At 38.8% G+C, this 19,189-nt stretch carries 19 protein-coding genes; all 19 read right to left on the bottom strand.

All coding sequences use genetic code 11. The features are described 5' to 3' along the window. Nucleotides 1-419 precede the first annotated feature (419 nt). A complete protein-coding gene (gene cshA, locus IGM13_RS03625) occupies nucleotides 420-1,967 on the bottom strand; it encodes a degradosome RNA helicase CshA (protein ID WP_002355724.1) in 1,548 nt (515 codons plus the stop codon). Between the two features lie 302 nt (nucleotides 1,968-2,269). Next, a complete protein-coding gene (locus IGM13_RS03620) occupies nucleotides 2,270-3,643 on the bottom strand; it encodes a UDP-N-acetylmuramoyl-tripeptide--D-alanyl-D-alanine ligase (RefSeq protein WP_033591598.1) in 1,374 nt (457 codons plus the stop codon). 78 nt (nucleotides 3,644-3,721) lie between these two features. Further along, nucleotides 3,722-4,792, bottom strand: a complete 1,071-nt coding sequence (locus IGM13_RS03615; protein WP_002355721.1) for a D-alanine--D-alanine ligase — start codon at nucleotides 4,790-4,792, stop codon at nucleotides 3,722-3,724. A gap of 140 nt (nucleotides 4,793-4,932) precedes the next feature. Next, nucleotides 4,933-5,379, bottom strand: coding sequence for a YaiI/YqxD family protein (locus IGM13_RS03610; RefSeq protein WP_002376042.1), 447 nt, complete (start codon nucleotides 5,377-5,379; stop codon nucleotides 4,933-4,935). After that, nucleotides 5,376-6,404: a hypothetical protein gene (locus IGM13_RS03605; RefSeq protein WP_002419389.1), complete on the bottom strand. Its 1,029-nt coding sequence runs from the start codon at nucleotides 6,402-6,404 to the stop codon at nucleotides 5,376-5,378. The genes IGM13_RS03610 and IGM13_RS03605 overlap by 4 nt, the downstream gene beginning before the upstream one ends. Before the next feature lie 93 nt (nucleotides 6,405-6,497). Next, complete coding sequence (locus IGM13_RS03600; protein ID WP_002415894.1) at nucleotides 6,498-7,508, bottom strand: sugar kinase; 1,011 nt, start codon at nucleotides 7,506-7,508, stop codon at nucleotides 6,498-6,500. 9 nt (nucleotides 7,509-7,517) lie between these two features. Continuing rightward, nucleotides 7,518-8,261, bottom strand: a complete 744-nt coding sequence (gene dagF, locus IGM13_RS03595; protein WP_010816355.1) for a 2-dehydro-3-deoxy-phosphogluconate aldolase — start codon at nucleotides 8,259-8,261, stop codon at nucleotides 7,518-7,520. A gap of 3 nt (nucleotides 8,262-8,264) precedes the next feature. Next, nucleotides 8,265-9,371 carry a DgaE family pyridoxal phosphate-dependent ammonia lyase gene (locus IGM13_RS03590; RefSeq protein WP_010816354.1) on the bottom strand — a complete coding sequence of 369 codons (1,107 nt, stop codon included), beginning with the start codon at nucleotides 9,369-9,371 and terminating at the stop codon, nucleotides 8,265-8,267. Next, nucleotides 9,361-10,470 carry an amidohydrolase/deacetylase family metallohydrolase gene (locus IGM13_RS03585; protein ID WP_002420099.1) on the bottom strand — a complete coding sequence of 370 codons (1,110 nt, stop codon included), beginning with the start codon at nucleotides 10,468-10,470 and terminating at the stop codon, nucleotides 9,361-9,363. The genes IGM13_RS03590 and IGM13_RS03585 overlap by 11 nt, the downstream gene beginning before the upstream one ends. 8 nt (nucleotides 10,471-10,478) lie before the next feature. Then, on the bottom strand, nucleotides 10,479-11,567 hold the full coding sequence (locus IGM13_RS03580) for a DUF871 domain-containing protein (protein WP_002420098.1): 1,089 nt from the start codon (nucleotides 11,565-11,567) through the stop codon (nucleotides 10,479-10,481). An 8-nt stretch (nucleotides 11,568-11,575) separates the two neighbouring features. After that, nucleotides 11,576-11,875 carry a hypothetical protein gene (locus IGM13_RS03575; RefSeq protein ID WP_002383078.1) on the bottom strand — a complete coding sequence of 100 codons (300 nt, stop codon included), beginning with the start codon at nucleotides 11,873-11,875 and terminating at the stop codon, nucleotides 11,576-11,578. A gap of 25 nt (nucleotides 11,876-11,900) precedes the next feature. After that, on the bottom strand, nucleotides 11,901-13,214 hold the full coding sequence (locus tag IGM13_RS03570) for a PTS sugar transporter subunit IIC (protein WP_002383077.1): 1,314 nt from the start codon (nucleotides 13,212-13,214) through the stop codon (nucleotides 11,901-11,903). A 130-nt stretch (nucleotides 13,215-13,344) separates the two neighbouring features. Then, nucleotides 13,345-14,040 (bottom strand): DUF4310 family protein, encoded by a 696-nt coding sequence (locus tag IGM13_RS03565; RefSeq protein WP_002361314.1) that lies wholly within the window; start codon nucleotides 14,038-14,040, stop codon nucleotides 13,345-13,347. Between the two features lie 19 nt (nucleotides 14,041-14,059). Next, on the bottom strand, nucleotides 14,060-14,839 hold the full coding sequence (locus tag IGM13_RS03560) for a DUF4311 domain-containing protein (RefSeq protein WP_002355709.1): 780 nt from the start codon (nucleotides 14,837-14,839) through the stop codon (nucleotides 14,060-14,062). Nucleotides 14,840-14,854: 15 nt separating this feature from the next. After that, nucleotides 14,855-15,211 (bottom strand): DUF4312 family protein, encoded by a 357-nt coding sequence (locus IGM13_RS03555; protein WP_002383076.1) that lies wholly within the window; start codon nucleotides 15,209-15,211, stop codon nucleotides 14,855-14,857. Nucleotides 15,212-15,241: 30 nt separating this feature from the next. Beyond that, nucleotides 15,242-15,598: a glycine-rich SFCGS family protein gene (locus IGM13_RS03550; RefSeq protein ID WP_002355707.1), complete on the bottom strand. Its 357-nt coding sequence runs from the start codon at nucleotides 15,596-15,598 to the stop codon at nucleotides 15,242-15,244. A 14-nt stretch (nucleotides 15,599-15,612) separates the two neighbouring features. Then, the gene (locus IGM13_RS03545; RefSeq protein ID WP_002393661.1) at nucleotides 15,613-15,936 is read right to left on the bottom strand and encodes a PRD domain-containing protein; all 324 of its coding nucleotides are present in this window, start codon (nucleotides 15,934-15,936) and stop codon (nucleotides 15,613-15,615) included. Beyond that, nucleotides 15,902-17,821, bottom strand: coding sequence for a BglG family transcription antiterminator (locus tag IGM13_RS03540; protein WP_002420097.1), 1,920 nt, complete (start codon nucleotides 17,819-17,821; stop codon nucleotides 15,902-15,904). The genes IGM13_RS03545 and IGM13_RS03540 overlap by 35 nt, the downstream gene beginning before the upstream one ends. Nucleotides 17,822-18,190: 369 nt before the next feature. After that, entirely contained in the window at nucleotides 18,191-19,156 is a 966-nt protein-coding gene (locus IGM13_RS03535; RefSeq protein ID WP_010816352.1) for a Gfo/Idh/MocA family protein, read from the bottom strand. Between the last annotated feature and the right edge of the window lie 33 nt (nucleotides 19,157-19,189).

The raw sequence follows: 19,189 nt of genomic DNA, 5'->3' as shown, positions 1-19,189 counted from the left end.
GAAAAAAATCAGGAAACTAAGCGGATGTTCTAATATTTTATAGCAAATTTTGGCTACTTATGGGAGAATAAAAAGAAAAAGGAGAAAAACGTATGACTTTAACTTCTCGGCAAAAAAAGTTACTTCGTTGCGCCCTATTTATTTTTACTTTGTTACTCTACATATTTCCAATCTTCTTTAAAAATCCCAGCCTATTTTTTCTCTTGCAACTGGTTTGGATTATAACCATTCATTTGCTACAACAAAAACTGAAACTCTTCAGTCTAACTTCCTCGTTGAAAACTTGGATGATTTTGGCGTTTTTCTTTTTTTATATCATTTTGATGCCTTTTTTACTTTTTTTGAGTTTTTCTATTTAACGATTATCTACCAAAAAAGAGCGAGTGTTCCGTTCATAGACGGAACACTCGCTCTTTTGATTATTTAGCGTTTTCGCGAATGACGAAACCACGTTTTTTATCGTTATGACGTTTGCCGCCACGTTGATCTTTATTTTTGCGGTCGCTATTTTTGTAATTACGGTCGCCATCTTTATGGTTTTTGTTGCCACGATAGCTGCCACCTTTACCATTGCCACCACGGTTACGATTACGGTTGTTACCACCGCCACCACCACGGCCATTTTTGTTAAAGCCTTTTTTATTTGAAGGCAATGGTCGTTCTGGGGTAATTTTTACAGGAACCGCATCTGCTGGATCTTTCGCTACTGTTTTTAATAATAACGCAGCTAAGTCTGTCGCTGAATATTTTTCTAATAATGCTTCAGCAGATTCTAGATATTTGTCTAAACCATTTTCTTCTAGATCACTTTCGATGGTTTCAACAGCTGCACTTAATTGTCCTTTAAATGCTTCTTTTTCGGTTGGTGGACGTAATGGTGTCATCCGTTTTTTCGTTAGGTTTTCGATGACATGTAAGTAACCCATTTCGTTTGGTGTTACAAACGTCACAGACATACCACCTTTACCAGCACGACCTGTCCGACCAATACGGTGAACATAACTTTCTGGATCTTGTGGAATATCGTAGTTATAGACATGGGTGACACCTGAAATATCTAACCCACGTGCTGCTACATCTGTTGCCACTAAGATATCTAAGTTACCATTTTTGAATGAACGTAAAACGCTCATCCGTTTTTGTTGTGATAGGTCGCCATGGATGCCTTCTGCTTTGTAACCACGCGCTTCTAACCCGCGGGCAAGTTCATCAACACGGCGTTTTGTCCGACCAAAGACAATGGTCAATTCTGGGGTTTGCACGTCTAGTAAACGTGTCATAATGTCAAATTTTTCAAAGTCTTTTGAACGTACATAATATTGATCAATTAAATCAGCCGTCATTTCTTTGGCTTTAATCTTCACATGTTCTGGTTGTTTCATGAATTTCACGCCAATATTCTTGATTGCTGGCGGCATAGTTGCTGAAAATAGAAGTGTTTGACGTTGTTCTGGCACTTGTGAGATGATTTTTTCAATGTCTTCCAAGAAGCCCATATTTAACATTTCATCTGCTTCGTCTAAAACTAATGTTTCAACAGTTTCTAATTTCAAGGTACGACGGTTAATATGGTCTAGTAAACGTCCTGGTGTACCTACAACGATATGTGGACGATCTTTTAGTCCACGAATTTGGCGACCGATATCAGCCCCACCGTAAACGGCTTGGACGCGAATCTTTTTATCGCGGCCTAAACGGAATAACTCTTCTTGTGTTTGGATAGCCAACTCACGGGTTGGTGCAATGACTAATCCTTGAATAACGCGGTTGTCTGCGTCAATTTTGTTAAGCATTGGTAAGCCAAAAGCAGCGGTTTTCCCTGTTCCTGTTTGTGCTTGTCCGATTACGTCTTTTCCTGCTAACGCTAACGGAATTGTTTCTGATTGAATAGGGGTTGCTTCCTCGAAGCCTGCGCGTTCTACCGCTGATAATAATTCTGGCGCTAAACCAAGTTCTTTAAATTTCAAATGATATCCTCCTAGATTTTGTTTCGGAAAGAACGATTTCTTCCTAGTTTCAGGTGTCTTCACTTTCAGTTGTTAAAAAGAAATCCATTATAGTGTGCCAACTATTTCTTCTTTCCTGATTTCACCGAAAAATTCACCTTATGGCATTAGAAAAGCCAAACGTGGTCGTTCAGCTTCACATTTATTATTAAACATAGAAATAGATCTATTTTATTTACTACGATTCAATTTTTCTCGTCATCTTCCGGCAATAGGTCATTCTATCATAGAATCCTATTTTCAGCAAGTTTTATGAAACTTATTTACTTTTCCAAAAGTGCATCGATGACTTCACGAAGTCCCATCCCGTTACTTCCCTTTAAAACCACCATGTCTTCTGGCTGTAAGACTTTTTTGACAGCTTCAATCAACTCATTTTTTTCTTCTTTTTTAAAAGAATGAATGTTAGCTGGTGCATAGGTTTCTTGCAATTTATCAGCTAAATAAGCCATTTCAGAACCATATAAAAAGACTTCTTCAATCGCATCTGGGGCTAAATGCTGCGCCATTGCTTGATGCATGGCAGCAGAATCAGGACCTAATTCCAGCATGTCTCCTAAAACAGCAATTCGTTTTCCTACTTTGGACATTTTGCTAAAACTGTCCAGAACAAGACCCATAGCTGTCGGATTGGCATTGTACACATCACTTAAAATTTCGGCCCCATTCGCTGCTTTCAGCCATTCTGTCCGATTCTTTGTTAGTTCCGCTGTAGCCAACCCTTTTTGAATCTCACTATCCGTTAATTGGAAATACCGACCAATGCCAATTGCGATTAATGCATTGGTGACATTATAGGTTCCTGGCACTGGAATCGTAAACGTCATTTGTGTATCACTGATTTTGAATGAGGTTTGCTCTTTGGCTTCATTTGTGACGATTCCTTGAAGTTGACTTTCCTGGCTAAAACCAAAAGTAATCACTTGTTGCGTGACTTTTTCCACCAATGGTTCTAGCAAAGGTTCATCGCTTGGCACAAATAAACTACCGTCTTTGGCTAAACCATCTACGATTTCCATTTTTGCTTGTGCAATGCCTGCTCGTGAGCCTAAATTTTCCACATGGGCTTCGCCAATCATTGTGATGGCGGCAACTTCTGGCTGAGCCAGATTGGAAAGGAAAGAAATTTCCTGAGCGTGATCCATCCCCATTTCTAAAATCAGTTTTTCTGTTTCATCAGGCATGTGTAAAATAGTATAGGGTAAGCCAATTTGATTATTGTAATTGCCTTGCGTTTTGTAAGTCACAAACTTTTCAGATAACACAGCAGCAATCAAATCTTTAGTGGTGGTTTTTCCATTACTGCCAGTCACAGCGACGACATTCGGTTGCATTTTATTTAAATAATAGGTAGCTAATTTTTGCATAGCAACCAGTGGATCAGTAACATGCAAAACAGGCAATTGTTGCGGTGCATCGACTAAATCCTGTCCCCAAAAAGCGGCCTGACAGCCATTAGCCATGGCACTCTCAATAAAACGATGACCATCATTTTCACCTTGTAAAGGAACAAAGAGATTTCCTTTCACAATTTTACGACTATCAAATTCAATGCCTGTTAAAGGAAAATCAGGCCATTGTTGCCAATCATTACTGGCTTCAACCGCTTGCGCTACTTCCCAGAAGGTTAATTTCATTATGTTTTGCTCCTCTGACACAGGGACTGGGACATGCCAAAGTCTTGTCATGTCCCAGTCTTGTGTGATTTTTTCTTCTTAGTTATTATAAAATTCTTGGCGTTGTTTAAAACGATTCAAAGCTAACTGAATCAATTCCTCAATTAAATCACTGTATTTCAAGCCCATATTTTCCCATAGTAAAGGGTACATACTAAAGTCAGTAAAACCAGGCATGGTGTTCAATTCATTCAGGAATAATTCGTTTTTGCTTGTTAAGAAGAAATCACAGCGACTCAAGCCACTTCCATCTAACATAATATACGCTTTTTTAGCGTATTCTTGCGCTTGATGAGCTACTTCTTCTGGAACATGCGCTGGGATTTGCATTTCAATCGTGTTATTGATGTATTTTGCATCATAATCATAGAAAGCGACATCTTTCACCACTTCACCAGGTAAAGTCGTACGGACATCTTCATTTCCTAAAATGGCTACTTCAATTTCACGTGCTTCAATCCCTTGTTCAACAATTGCTCGGGCATCATAACGGAAAGCTTCTTCCAATGCTTCTTGCAATTCTTCACGATTTTCCGCTTTGCTAATTCCGACACTAGAACCCATATTGGCAGGTTTAACAAAGACCGGATAGATTAAAGAACCTTCACATTTTTCAAAGACTTCTTTTGGATTTCCTTTCCAGTCACTTCTTAAAACTGGCACGAATGGTACTTGTGGAATTCCAACAGTTTGTAAAAGATATTTCGTCATGATTTTGTCCATTGCGTTAGCACTAGCTAAGACACCTGCGCCCACATAAGGCATATTAATGGTTTCCATGAATCCTTGAATTGTTCCATCTTCGCCATTTGGTCCATGTAAAACAGGGAAAACAATCGCTTCTTCTTCATAAATTTCCGAAGGACTGATTCGTTTTCCTGAAAATTCGCCTGTTTCTTCAGGTGTTTGTGCCCAAGTTAAATGTAAAACTTCTTTATTTTGTGGTCGTTCAGATAAGAGAGGGCCTTTTACCCATTGACCATCTTTACTAATAAAGACTAACTGTACTTGATAATATTTATAATAGATTGCATTTAAAACGGAATATGCAGACAAAACAGACACATCGTGCTCTTCACTTCTGCCGCCATACAACAAAATAATCTTCAAATGCTTGTCCTCCTAGTTTCTTTCCTGTCTTTTAGAAAAAATTATTTTTCAAATTATCCTTACTTATTTTAGCATAAAACCCAGTTTCATAATAGAAGCAAATTTAGTGAAGGAAAAATTCTTTGCTTGCCTTTTCCTTACTAAAGACTCCGTTCCACCAGCTCAATAAGGGCTTGTTTAAACGTTGTTCTATCTTTGTCTGTAAAAGGTTTAGGTCCTTTCGTTCGGCCACCTTTTCGCCGAATTTGGCCACTAAAATAGCGTTGTTCTAACAATCCATCAATATTTTCTTTCGTATATTGATAACCCAGTTGATGTAAAACCAACACTCCTTTTGGCAAAACCAAGGAAGCTAAGCCATAATCTTGTGTAATTAAAAGATCCCCTTTTTTTATTAACTGCACAATTTTAAAATCAGCAGCATCCGCTCCTTTATCAACATACACAAAAGAGACATTTTCTGGATAATCTTTTAAGGAATAATGATCTACACTAGTAACAATCACCACATCTAAAGCTTTCTCTACAGCGACTTCAATAACCGTCTCTTTCACAGGTGAACCATCGCCATCGACAAAAATTTTCATTCATTTCCCTCGATTCTTCCTTGCTCTAACCATTTGGGATGACGTTGAAAGTAGTGTTGTAATTCGTCAAAAACGACTTCTTTAACCACTTCATATAACTCTGTATTTCTTAAAATGGTTTTCGTTGCATCCGTGTAGCGGGGCTTTGGTATCGTAATGGCTAAAACAAAATCAAATTCTGCTAAAAAACTATCTGCTGTCACAGATAATGAATAATGTTGCTCCTCTAAAAATTGATTAAAGGCGACCACTACGCCATCAAGAAAACCCTCATAGTGGGTTCCACCAAGACTGGGATAATGCCCATTAACAAATGTTTTTTGCACTTGCGGCGCATGATTTTTACTCAAAATAAATTGAACAAGGGCCAATTCTGTTTGCTTTGCTTGAATAATCGGTGCAGCTTTTCTAGTTAATGGGTTATCTTTTTCAAATAAATAATTACTTAAACCTTTAGGGTAATAACAAAGATTTTTTTGTTCCTCTTCTTGTGTTAAGAGAATCTTTAAGCCTGGATTCAACATGGCAATCTGTTGACATTGTTGTAAAACACGCATATAAGAAAGTGATTCTGTACCAAAAATTTGCGTATCTGGCCAAAACAAGACTTCAATTCGTTCCTGGGTTTCTTCAATAGGTAATAATAATCGTTTTTTCAATTGCCCTCGATGGTAAATAAAAATAGTCCGCTGTTTTTCTTGATCGATACTGATTCCTACTTGTTTTGAGAAGGCTTGTAAAACAGATAAATACAGAAAAGGTGGTTCTAAATCGACTTGCTTTTGTTCAAAAACAAGCGGTCGTGTGGAAGATACCTGAAAAGAGATTTGTTGACGCGATAACTGTATTGCAATTTTCCCTTGATTCTTTTCAATGAAAAACTCTAATAAACCGTTAATTGTCTGAACAAGTAAATTCTCTAAGCCGACTAAGCCAGTCGTTCCAATGAACGCTTCTGGTCGTTTTTGAATCCGTTCAATAAATTCATCATTTTCTAAAACTGTTAAAAGATGTGCAACACTCATCCTGCTGCCTCCTTTGCAATCTGTTTCTTTTAATTATAATGAAAAAAAGACCAGAAGAAAAGCCACACACGACTTTTCTTCTGGTTTTCTTCTTTAACGAATTAAATCAATATTCGGATGCTCGAGAACATGATTCACTTGTTTGACCGTTGTCAAAGGAATATCTCCTTGAATCGTATGTGCAAGGACCCCATTGACTGTGGCAAAGGTAACTGCCTTTTCTAACGACCAATTTTGGCTATAGCCATATAAAATCCCCGCCGCATAAGCATCACCAGCACCAATTCGATCAAGATTAAGAAGCGGTCTTTTTTCACTCTGTTGGTACTCATTTTGGGTATATAAATACCCACTTAAGTAGTTTTGATTTTGGGAATGACTTCTCGTTGTCCCAGCAAACCATTCCAAATTGTATTGAGACATGAAGCGCTGAATCAGTTCAGTTTCTTGTGCCTCACCTTCTAAATCTTCTCGCGGAATGAAACCTAATAGCTCGACCAAATCACGTCGACTGCCAAAAACAATATCACAATAGGGTAAAATGCGTTCGTACTGTTGACGCATAAAGAGTGCGCTATTTGCTGTATTCAAACTAGGTCGATAATTAAAGTCAAAACAAACTTTCTTTTGACAAGCATGCGCCTTTTGAGCAAGTATCAAAGCAGCATCACGAGTTTTTTCAGTTAAACTTAACGAAATACCACAAATATGCACCATATCTACTTCCGCTAAAAAAGCCTCAAAATCGTAGTCCTTCGCCTCGCTGATGCCAAAAGCACTCTGATGGCGATTTTGATAAGTTACTTGTGTGGGTCGGATTCCATAACCCATTTCTGCAAAAAAACTACCAATATGATCGCCCTTTTCTCCTACCCATTGATCTGAAATTCCTAACTTCCTTAACGCTGCTTTGCCAGCTTCACCAAGACGATTGGCAGGTAATTTCGTAATCAATGCTGTTTCTAGTTGAAAATGAGCCAAATTTGCTAAGAGATTTACGCCAGTCCCTACAAAGTTCATTCTTAACTGCTCTGTTTGTTCTAACATTAGATACTCTGGCGGAGTGAAACGAAGCATGACTTCACCAAACGCAGCAATTTTCATCTTTGCCACCTACTTATTCAATGTGTTTTTCATCATGGTTAGTAACGTTTTCACGTCTTCTGTTCTAGTGTCCCCTGTTTCTTGATCGATAATTGAGCTGTAGACATGAGGAATGATTTTTTTAACGCCGGCATCCACCGCAATTTGAACAATTTCTTCAAAGTTTTCTAAATCAATGCCCCCTGTTGGCTCTAAATAAAAGTCATACTTGGCACAAGCTGCTGCTACTGCTTGGTATTCTTCTTTGTGAGCCAAGCCTTTCATCGGGAAATATTTAATAGAACTGCCTCCCATGTCTTTCAACAATTTGATGGCAGTTTCGATAGGTACTTCCGCCGCTGGCGCACCCGAGCTTAACGGACCTGTCGCAATATTAACATAGCCAACTTTGCCTGTGGGTGACACCAAGCCATTAATCACTGTTTCGTCTTGACGAAGTAAGGCCCGCGAAGCGCCGACACCTGTGAAGACTTGATTCACGTGTTGCGGTTGTAGAACTTCTGATAAGCGAGCCACCATTTGACTTTGATTAGGATCGCCAGCCCCTAAGCCGACAGATAAAGCGTTGTTGGTTGCTGCTTGGTATTTTTTCATATCTTCAATGGCTGCTTCATCGGTTTCATAGTTTTTTGAAAGGACGCCTAACACAACATGCCCTTCTGCTGCTTCATAACAGGCTTGGGCATTTTCTACTGAATTGGCTAAGACGTTTAAACAAATGCGTTCTTCTAAATAATTAGGTTTTAATGACATGACTTATTTCTCCTTTGTGTCCATAATTTCTTGTAATCGTTGCACGATTTTGTTCATTTCTTCTTGATTGACAGAACGAATGTCAAATTCAATGATGCCATTGTTGGCTTGATATTCTCGCGTATAAATGGCTGGACTTTCTGCTTTTAATGCTTGGATGACTTCCTTAGCGGTTTTTCTGCCGTCCACTTTGACACTGGCGCGATAAATGTCTCGGCCAGCGCCATCTTGGACGATTTTGGCGGTTAAATCTGACAAGTTGTTGATAGCTTCAACAAACGGTTTTAAGCGCTCTTGCATCGAAGCCCCTGATTCACTGCCATGCGCCAAGTATTCTTCCACTGCTTGCGTAAAGCCCAGGATATTGTCTTTGCCAATTTTCATTGCTCGACCAATGCCTTTGCCTTGTAGGCGCACCCAATCAATGTATTCTTTTTTCCCGACCACTAAACCGGCACTTGGCCCTTCAATGGCTTTGGCGCCGCTGTAAATCACCAAATCAGCGCCTGCTTCAGTGTATTTGAAAAGATCTTCTTCTGCTGCCGCGTCAACAATTAGCGGCACCTTGTGGCGTTGCGCCACTTTGGCCGCTTCGGCCACCGTCAGCATACTTTTTTGCACGGTATGATGGCTTTTGATGTATAGAATGGCCGCTGTTTTTTCAGAAATCATCATTTCCACGTGTTCTGGACTGCACATGTTGGCGTAGCCAGCTTCCACCACTTGGCCGCCGCCTTGCGCTACCATGACTTCTACAGGCGTGCCGTAGTCCACGTTGTGCCCTTTAGGTAAAATAATCTCTCGCTGTTCAATTTTTTCTGTATAGGGATGATACGCGTGGTACAAGCTGCCTTTTCCAATCAGGGCAGCCACCGATTGGGCAATCCCCGCTGAAGCCGAGGAAACGATTTGGGTATCTTCTACCTTCAACAAGTTGGCTAAAAAGGCCCCTGTTTGCACACTAAGTTCACTCATTTCAAAGAAATGTTCGCCGCCGAATCGTTGAGCCGCGAGGACTGCCTCCGAAACTTTTGAGACACCTAGAATGGTCATTTTCCCAGAAGCATTAATGACTTCTTTTAAGTGGAATTTTTCGTAACTAATTGTCATAGATTTCTCCTCCAATAATTGTTTTGATTGGGCGAATTTGCTCTTTGGCTACTCGTGTCAATCCATTAGAATCAGTCAATGTTTTTTCTTCTGCTTGAATCGTGAAAATCGTTAAATCAGCATCTTTACCTATTTCCAACGTGCCTTTTTGAGCTAAATGGAAATTCTCAGCAGGAGCCTTGGTTACCTTTTCAATAATTTCTGGCCAATCATAGCCGACCACACGGAGTTTTTCCATCGTTGTGGCTAAATCATAAACAGGACCATTTTCTCGGTTACGGATGTAGATATCTGTGCTAATTGATGCAGCTTTCATTCCCTCGCGCAACGCTGTTTCAGCTACGTGAAAATTGAAACTATCCGTACCATGCCCGATATCAAATACGACCCCTTTGTTGTACGCTTGCCAAGCGAAATCTTTTATTTTATCCGTTGCTTGGTCTAAAATGCCATTTTCTTTCCCATTAAAACAATGGGTTAGGACATCCCCTTTTTCCATCAAGGCTAAAATTTCATCTAAATGAGGTGGTGCTGATCCAATGTGAACCATTAAGGGAATTTCTTGGTTCTCTTGCTGAATCTGTTTGGCCAATTCTAAAGGCGTAATGCCGTTATCGCCAATAACGGTCCTACTCATACGGGCTTTAATCCCTACAACAAAATCTGGTAATTCTTGAATCGCTTTTTTGACCAAACTCGCTTGTACTTTACTTAAATCTGCGAGTTCGTCCTGAGCAACGATGCCCCATTTAGAAATATTGACTAATCCAAAAACATTTGTTTTTGCTTGCTGCGCTAAGTCATAAAATTCATGAATGTTTTCAGCACCTGTTGTCCCAGCATCAATCACTGTCGTAACACCCTTTTTGACCCCAATTTCATCTGGATAATCATAATAAAGAGCCATTTTTTCAAAACAATGAACGTGATCATCTATCCAGCCTGCGGATACATAAGTACCTGGTTCTAAGTGGATAGTTTCTTTTGCAGAACCTGAAATAGTTGCTGCAACAGCAGTTATTTTTTTCTCTTTAATTGCAATTTCAACAGGCATACCATCTACTGTCTGTCCATTTTTTATAAGTAAATCGTAGTCCATATTCTTCCCTACTTTTCTATAAATCTAAATTTTGTCCAAGGATTAATGAATTCTAATAATACAAGTTCTTCTTCTATAATACGCCCTACTCGGTTTTTGCGTGAGTCTTGATGTGGTTCTAAAACGACTTGTAATTCATTTTTGTATTTTCCAAATGCATCATTTCCCACAACAACATCTCCAGGTTGTAGCATTGCTTGATTATCATGTGGGGGATTAGCTTCATTTTTATATTTTTTACGCACTTCTGTGGAACGAATCATCTGCTGAGTGATATCTCCACGGCGAAAATGTTGATTTTTTTTTACGATTTCTTTTTCAATTTCAGAAGTCGTTTCTTCAAAAACAATGGTCAATTCTGTTTGATAACGATTCAACTGACCCAATGCTTCTAATTCTTCGTTGGAAGCATAAGCATTTCCAATAACAACATCATCAATTAAATTTGTTGCAAATAAATGTTTAGCTTGAACAGTGACTGGCAACTGTCTATGCATTTCTAAAGTAGGTAGCCCATCATTCACATCCCAAGGACCAATTTCACCTACCTGTGATGAAATAAAAGCAGCTGTCCGAATACCTTCCTTTTTAAAACGGATGCTACATTTTTCAAAGAAATCATACGGCAATGCAGTTCCCGCTTGTGGATAAAAGTTATGACAACCATATAAGAAAGGTCGATTCGCTTCATACGTCAAAATGTTATCAAGATAAGCAACATCATTACTCATATTCAGCTCAATAGCCACGCCAAATGGATTAAACGTCAACATGGCTTCTTTATTTCCATCAAAACCTGTATCCAACCGAATCCCGTCAGCTCCTAATTCGCTGAAAAAAGTCAAATCATCATATGAAATTTCCAATTCATCAAAGATACTTGGAACGACATCTAAAATTGTTTCAAATCCTAAATTTTTCGCATAACTAATTAATTCTTTAAATTTTTTCTGAGCCGCTTCTTTGCCATCGGTCACTTCTAACATACTCATAAAAATTCGAGTAAACCCACATTCGCTGGCTTTTTTTAAATACGCTTTATCTTGATTGATATCACTATGATCTGGATAAACTGATACACCTAATGCTCTTTTCATCTTCGTTCTCACACTCCGCTATTTTCAAATTTATTTCGAAATTTCCAAGCAATCACCGAGCTACACAGGATTGTTGTAGAGCCAACGAGCAATACTGGTTGATTTAGAAATCCGCCAATTATCATGGAAAGAGTAATACAAACTGCCGTAAAAACCAACGTCTTTACTAAACCAAGTTGATAAACAACAGTAGGCAACTGCCCTTTTTCTATAATAATTTGACTAACGATAAAAAAGAAAATGAACCAAATAATCATCTTATACGCTCCTGACCTTCTTCTCTGACTTAGAAGGGGCAGGATATTCATATCAGAACACCCGCCCTAACATTTTTTAATTTTTCGCTGCTTGTTCAGCTGCTAATTCTTCTGCTTCTTTATCCAATTGTTGTTTTTCATAAACTTTGAAAAATGGATAGTAGATAGCTATTGTAATTAAGAAGTTAACAATCACTAATACTGCGGCCGAAAAACTCCAATTGGTACTCATCCAAGCAGCAATTGGTGCTGGAATTGCAAATGCTAAGCGTGCAGCCATCATCGGAATTATATTAGCGACTGTTAAGAAATAAGATAACGTTGTGGTAATTAACGGTGCCACGATAAACGGAATACCTAAAATAGGATTCATTACGATAGGCGTTCCGAAAATAACTGGTTCATTAATATTAAACAAGCCTGGTAAGAACGATAAACGGCCAAGACTTTTCAGATACGTTGATTTAGAAAACATCATTAAAACAACTAAAGAAAGCGTAGTTCCAGCGCCACCAATCCAGATAAACCATTGTAAAAACTGTTCTGTAAAAATATTAGGTAACTGATGAACGTTTGCGCCATTGGTAAAAGCTTCAAGGTTTTCTGCAATCGACATATCCCAGAAAGGACGAATAACTGGGCCCATAATCGCTGGACCATGAATCCCTAAAACCCAGAAGAAACAGATTAAGAAGACTGTTAGTAAGCCGCCAAATAAACTGTTACCAGCAAGGATACCTTTAAGTGGCATTAATAACGTACTCAAGAAACCATTCAAATCAAAACCAATTACGTGGCGAATAACCCAGAATAATAAAAGAATAACTGCTCCTGGAATTAACGCAATAAATGAATTTGACACTTCAGGCGGTACGCCATCTGGCATCTTAATCATAATATCTTTTTCAATAAAGAAGCGATAAATTTCAACAGATAACAGCGCTGTTACAATCGCACCAAATAAAGAAGCTGAACCTAAATTTGCTAAATTAATATAGCGCCCTGCTGTAATGACGTTGTCAACATCTTCAAAGACACGTGTTGGTGGTGCCGCTGTTACTAAAAAGGCCATTAATGCTAAAATTCCGCACGTCAAAGAGTCAAGCTTATAACTTTTGGCCAATGATGAAGCAATCCCAAATGTTGCATAAAGTGCAAGTAACCCCATCGTATAGCGGGAAGGAATATCTAAAATTGCTTGATAAGGTTCAATCAATTTTGTGTATGCCTCAATTGGAATATTTTGAAAAATTGTAAAGAATGAGCCCACAATTGTTAAAGGCATCGTTGCAATTAATCCTTTTCTAATCGCTGTCATATGGCGTTGCGAACCAAATTTATTCGCAATCGGCATTAACTTAACTTCCATCCACTGTACAAAACCATTCATTTGTTAATTCCTCCGTTCAACTAATAAAAATAATAATTATTTCGCATTTATAATAACATAGTAACATTATAATGTAAACGCTTATTCTTATTCGTGACAGAGAAAGTGCAAAACAAAAGGCTTTTTCTGATTATAAAGAAACCGGGAATATTGCACCAAAAATCATTGCGCCTAAAATTGCGCCCCCAGCGATTGGTTTTTTCCAAATGTAAAAGCCTAAAGCTCCTAATGTGGCACCAATCCCAATAGGAATCGAAGCACCCGCCGCACTCAAAATAATTAACGGACCTAAGAAACGTCCTGAGGCATTACCAGCCCCCATCATCACATCCGCACCAAAAGTGGAATTTCCTTGATTGATAGTAAATTTCCGAATCAACACAATTACGCCACCAACTGCTAGCCCTAGTAGCGCACCTGTTAAAAGTGCTAAGCCAAAGTTTTCTACAGGTGCTTTAATACCCATGCTGAGGAAAATTGCAGGTACGCCAATCCCGATCCCCGTTAAAATTGAGCCACCTAAATCTAAAATCCCGACTAAGGAACCTTCTAAAATTCGTGCAAACAGGAAACTTGCACCAAATGCTGCGGCAGCGCCATAAGAACCACCATCTAAACCAGCTTTTAGCATCGCAACAATTGAAACTTCATTAAAGGCGCCCACACCATAAACTACATACATATGTGTTCCTGCAAAAATTGCCGCTGACATAATCCCGACTAAAATGGGAAAGCCCCAATCAGCATACCAAAAACTTTTGCCTTTTAAACCTTCTTGAATTTCTTGTTCTTGTTGTGCCCATTCATTTTTTTCTTGCTGTTCCATCTATGAGACCTCCTTTTTTCTATTTAACGGTGAAAACATTGTGTAAATTATTTAACCATTGAGGAATAGACAAGCGGAAACTTTCGATCATTTCTAAGTCGAACCCTCGGAAGAAGCCACTTAAAATAAATAATAAGATAATGGCACCAAGCATGCCGCGTGTCATTCGGGTCCACCCTAAATCATCGACACCTTTACCGATTAAGATCCCTAATACAACTCCTGGGACAGCATTGCCCATGACTAATTGAGATAATCCGCCAAATAATGTTCCCCAAAAACCCGTCCGTTTTCCTGCATCTAAAGCCGCTAGCCAGAATAAAACGGGCATCACAGTATTGATTAAAATCGTTGCTGCAGGTACCAACACCGCAACTGCTGTTACTTGTAGCGATTCTGGAATTGCTGCAGCTGTACTATTTAAGAAAGCCACAGTCGCCATTCCTACAAAGGCCCCGACAATCCCCATTTTTTTGGGATTATGCATCGTTTTAGTGACATCTTTATCCTTTACCAATAAAATTGCTGCAGCCCAGTTAGGCACAATCCGGTGGGTCACATCTTGTGTAAAGGCCCCTGCTCCGACGGCCGAAGCCCAAGCATTAAAGAAAAAACCTAAACCAAAAGAAAAGTGTGATGCCGGATCTCCTTGTGCCGCGTTCATTTCTCCTAATGTTCTAAATGCCCCTAACCCTTGCGTTTGTGGTGCATGAAACATCCGAGCAGCGCCTGCGCCAGCTGCAAAACCTAGTAAACCACCAATAAGCAATGACTTCAGCAAAATGATTACAAATTCCATTCCTTCTTCCTCCCTTTATACGCCTCTTTTTGAAAGAAACGGAACTACTACTGCGTTCGGTTCTTTAATTGTTTCCGTTAAAAAATCAACTTCTTCGACTGCAATGGCTTGGATTTCCACTTCTACAGCTAGTTCGACATGATAAATCACTCTCTTTCTAGGAAAGAAGAAGAACAGAAATTTTTCTGTATAAACTTGTTCTTTTGCCTGACGAATAGTTACTTTTTTCGGTTCAATCCGGATGAGAACCTCTGTTGTTTCTTTTAATACTTTTTTTGAAACATCATTCAATGCACTTGCAAAAGCTTCATTCTTCTTATTACCTTTTCCAGAAACAATCACGGTTTGTGTTGACCGTTTTGTGGCATCCATAATTACCGCTCCTTTCTAAGTTACTACTTTCTATGCTCCGTGTTTCTTAATAAATGCTTCAGTTACTCGTTTACCAAGTTCTTCCTGATCCATAAAACCAAATCCAAGAACAGTTTTCCCATCGTTAATTGCTGTTACCCCTTCTTCGATTGATCGCATGCCATGTCTTTCGGGATACCCGTATTTAGTAGCAGCCGTTAACGCCCCTGCACCACCACTGCCACAGAAAGAAATGCCTAAATCTGCCTTTTCTTGTTGCATCACATCTCCTAAACGCATATCAGCGCCCATTCCTGGAACAACAACCGCACGACCACCGGCTTGCTCCACTCCTTTTGCAACATTTTGTCCCTTTCCTAAACGATCTGCGATAACTACTGTAATCATAACTTTTCCTCCTATTAATTGTTTTGTTTAGCAACTTCAAAATGAACAGCTAAAACATACCATTCATCTTCTGATAACTGACCAATTGCTTCTGTTGTTTCTTGTGCAATTTTCAACGTTTCTGGTGTTAGTTCCGTAAATAACGTCCGATCAACACCAGATAATGTCGTTCCTTCTCTTGAACGATTCAGCATCTCATTGAGATGGTTGATCAAAATCGTCCACTGTAATTCCGTTGGTTCAATTTGTGCTTCTGCTAATCGCGCACTGGTTTGTTTGATAATCGATTGTAGCTTTTCTGGTTCAGCACTTTGTCGAATGATCTCCTGTGCTTCCATTGCTAGTTCCATCCTCTTCCTCCTTTGGTTGTTCTAAATAATTAAGTAATGCTGAAATTTCAGCATGATTGACAGGTAACTCATTTTTAGCAAATAAACATTCAATTTGCCGAATTTCTTCTTGTCTTTCACGCGATACTTCTCCATTACAAGGAATCTCTTCGTATTGCTTATTAAACGTAATCCGATGTGTCATTAATAAAACGTGCAGTAAAAAGGCTTCTTGATATTCGCTCAGTAACTTTGTTTGAAACATTCGTTTTAACTCTTCATAAATAATATACGCTTTTACTAACAAATCTTGGCTTTGTATCCGTTCATTTTTTTCAATTACATCAGATTTCGTGGAGCGAGCGGTACCTTTTCCTTGACGTTTCCCTAATAAAATTTTATCGACCTCTTCCCGAATCAAACTTAAGTCTGTGTCCGTCAACAATGGACTAACTTTAATAAATGGGTATGTCATTTCTTCAATTGGGAAAATACTCAATACCAAATCAGGCTTTTCTGCTTGAATCACTTCAGTTGCATTTAAAACAGAAGCAAATCCCGCGAGTTCAACGTTTGGTACTTCCTCTAAAATTTTTTGTTCAATTAAACTGGTCACACCTAAGCCCGTCGAGCAAACATACACAATCCTAACAACTTTAGCTTCCTGCTGTTGTCGTTCCTGAGCTGCCAAAAAATGCAGCGCAATATATGCGCAGAAAGAATCGTTGACTAGCAAAACAGAACGTTGAATTAATTGTTTACAGGCACTTTGAATAGCTAAAAATAACGCTGGGTGTTTTCCTTTGATTTCTTCAGAAAACGGATTGTATTCATTAATAAATAAATGTTTCTTTGTAAAACGTAAGGACAGGTGTGCAAACAAGTTCGTAAATAATTGGCGATCATTTACAAAAGGATAATTCAGCTCTTTTGAAACGCTTTCAATCACTTGCTTTGTTAATTGAACCATATCTTGCCGTTGATGGGTTCCGAATAAATCACTATAAATATAAAAATATTCATCCGCTAATAAAGGCAAGTCATACCGTTCAAACACCTCTTGTAAAAGTAAAAGTGGTACTTCGTTCCGTTGTTCAAAGCGTGTTTTTTGCGATAACACTCGGTAAGTTCCAATTGTATGTGCCATCTGCATACGTGCTGCGGCAATTGCCACTCTCAACGTAATAGATAATATTTCGGCATAATCAAATTGATTTTGATCGAGTGGATTAATTAAATTTCGCATTTTTTTCAATGCACTACGATAACAACCTTGAAACAATGTCCCTGACCCAAATTTAATTTTAGGGATTTTTTCAGCCCCTTTTGTCTTTGTCACATAGTTCATAATTTGGTAAATATCGTATTCTGTAAGTTCTTTTTGAGTGATAAATTCCATCAGTAATCGTACATTGCTTTCTTCACCACTAATTGTAAACCCTTGCCGTGCTTGGCGAATTAAGGTTAAATCATATGCTTGCAGCAACCGTTCAACCTGTTCCAAATCACTGACAATTGTGTTTCGACTCACTAATAATTCATCTGCTAGCTGCTGTGCCGTTAAGTACCCTTTGACTGACAATAACTGAAAAATCAATACATTGACTCGTCTTTTTTGATCAGGATAGGTTTCAAATCGATCGACATCGATAATTTCATTTTTTAACAGTAAGCGTTTAGAGTCAGGTAAATCTAGCCAGATTCCCTTATTTCGTTTTGAATAAAGTGTCTCATCGTGCTGTTCAAACCAAGCACGAATATCTTCTAAATCATACTTAATTGTTCGAACGCTGACAGTAAAGTTCTCAGCTAATTCTTGCGTGGTAATGCTCCCTTCCAAATCCAAAAGCATCAATAAAATATTTATCGCTCTTTTGGACAACAACACGGCCATGCCTTGTCACCTCTTTTCTTTTCCCTTTACACTTAAAACTATAGCGTTATTTTATCTGTTCCACAACACAAAAAAGTTGCACTTATAAAAGTGCAACACTTCTCTTTTCATACAAAAAAATCCCTTAACAGTAGTAACTGTTAAGGGATACCACACTATTTATTTGCATAAATAGACAGAGACCTTCTCCACAAAAGTATTCTGTCCGACACGTTACAAATCCGGTAACTGATAGCCGTACTATCTGGTGTCGTTGTGTTTGACAATCACTAGCCGTCAAAACGGAATAGCCGAAGCTATCTGATTGAGTCAACTCGTCGCATAAAACACACTTTAACACAGAATAGTATGGATAGCAAGTGGTGGTAATTATTCGCTATCAAACCATTCTTGATAAAAACCTTCAACAATTTTGACGGTTGCTATCGTTAATTCTTTCGTCATTACGGGGCTAGTTAACTTTTTGTCTTGTAAACATTGATTCACATGATTGATTTCATACGTAAATTCACTAGTGAATTGTTCAGACCATTTGACAGTGTTGCCTTGAGCATCTGTATAATAAGCACAATCTGTTTTCCAGAAATTAGGAATAACGATTTGCCCTTTTGTCCCACAGATGGTCATTTCACTAGGTATCTTTAAACCAACATTAATAAAAATATTGCCCAGTGTCCCTTCAGCAAATTTTAAAGCTAAATTACATTGACTATCCGTCGCCCCTTGCTGATACGTTGCGGTTCCCGTAACCGCTTGAATTTCTTTCCCTAATACGTATTGTAAGTATTGTAATGGATAACTTCCTGAGCCATGAAGCGCTCCACCACCCGCTTCTCTCGAGTAAAACCAGGGAATATGATCCACATTGGGATAGGCAGTAACTGACTGAACCCATAAAATTTCTCCCAATCCCCCTTCTTGAATCGTCGCCTTTACTTTTTGGGTAATTGGTAAAAAGACAGATTTCTGAGCTTCCATTAGAAAAACCCCTTGCTCCTGTGCGATTGCGAAGAGTTCTTCTGCTTCAGCAGCATTTAATGTAAATGGTTTTTCCAGTAGGACGGGTTTTCCTTGTGATAACGCAAGCTTAGCTGCTGAGTAATGTCCTTGATTGTAGGTGGGAATATAAATAATATCAATTGTTTCATCCTTACATAACTCTTCATAACTGCCATAAGCTACCGGAATCGCTAATTCTTTAGCCATTTTTTGAGCATTCTCTAAACGCCTTGATGCAATCCCGCGCACCTCAGCTTGCGCGCTTTCTCGAAGCCCTGCTACAAATCTTGGGACAATTTGGGCAGTACTCATAATTCCATAACGAATTTTATCCATGTGATCGCCTCCTCTTTCACTATACGAGAAAAA

Source organism: Enterococcus sp. DIV0561, assembly GCF_050539875.1.
Taxonomy (GTDB): Bacteria; Bacillota; Bacilli; order Lactobacillales; family Enterococcaceae; genus Enterococcus; species Enterococcus faecalis.
This window is presented reverse-complemented; position numbering and strand designations above follow the sequence as displayed.

Coding starts and splice junctions, on each gene's coding strand:
- IGM13_RS03620 (WP_033591598.1), bottom strand. CDS start 3,643: ATGAAATTAACCTTCTGGGAAGTAGCGCAAGCGGTTGAAGCCAGTAAT.
- IGM13_RS03610 (WP_002376042.1), bottom strand. CDS start 5,379: ATGAAAATTTTTGTCGATGGCGATGGTTCACCTGTGAAAGAGACGGTT.
- IGM13_RS03605 (WP_002419389.1), bottom strand. CDS start 6,404: ATGAGTGTTGCACATCTTTTAACAGTTTTAGAAAATGATGAATTTATT.
- IGM13_RS03600 (WP_002415894.1), bottom strand. CDS start 7,508: ATGAAAATTGCTGCGTTTGGTGAAGTCATGCTTCGTTTCACTCCGCCA.
- dagF (WP_010816355.1), bottom strand. CDS start 8,261: ATGTCATTAAAACCTAATTATTTAGAAGAACGCATTTGTTTAAACGTC.
- IGM13_RS03590 (WP_010816354.1), bottom strand. CDS start 9,371: ATGACAATTAGTTACGAAAAATTCCACTTAAAAGAAGTCATTAATGCT.
- IGM13_RS03585 (WP_002420099.1), bottom strand. CDS start 10,470: ATGGACTACGATTTACTTATAAAAAATGGACAGACAGTAGATGGTATG.
- IGM13_RS03580 (WP_002420098.1), bottom strand. CDS start 11,567: ATGAAAAGAGCATTAGGTGTATCAGTTTATCCAGATCATAGTGATATC.
- IGM13_RS03575 (WP_002383078.1), bottom strand. CDS start 11,875: ATGAATATCCTGCCCCTTCTAAGTCAGAGAAGAAGGTCAGGAGCGTAT.
- IGM13_RS03570 (WP_002383077.1), bottom strand. CDS start 13,214: ATGAATGGTTTTGTACAGTGGATGGAAGTTAAGTTAATGCCGATTGCG.
- IGM13_RS03565 (WP_002361314.1), bottom strand. CDS start 14,040: ATGGAACAGCAAGAAAAAAATGAATGGGCACAACAAGAACAAGAAATT.
- IGM13_RS03560 (WP_002355709.1), bottom strand. CDS start 14,839: ATGGAATTTGTAATCATTTTGCTGAAGTCATTGCTTATTGGTGGTTTA.
- IGM13_RS03555 (WP_002383076.1), bottom strand. CDS start 15,211: ATGGATGCCACAAAACGGTCAACACAAACCGTGATTGTTTCTGGAAAA.
- IGM13_RS03550 (WP_002355707.1), bottom strand. CDS start 15,598: ATGATTACAGTAGTTATCGCAGATCGTTTAGGAAAGGGACAAAATGTT.
- IGM13_RS03545 (WP_002393661.1), bottom strand. CDS start 15,936: ATGGAAGCACAGGAGATCATTCGACAAAGTGCTGAACCAGAAAAGCTA.
- IGM13_RS03540 (WP_002420097.1), bottom strand. CDS start 17,821: ATGGCCGTGTTGTTGTCCAAAAGAGCGATAAATATTTTATTGATGCTT.
- IGM13_RS03535 (WP_010816352.1), bottom strand. CDS start 19,156: ATGGATAAAATTCGTTATGGAATTATGAGTACTGCCCAAATTGTCCCA.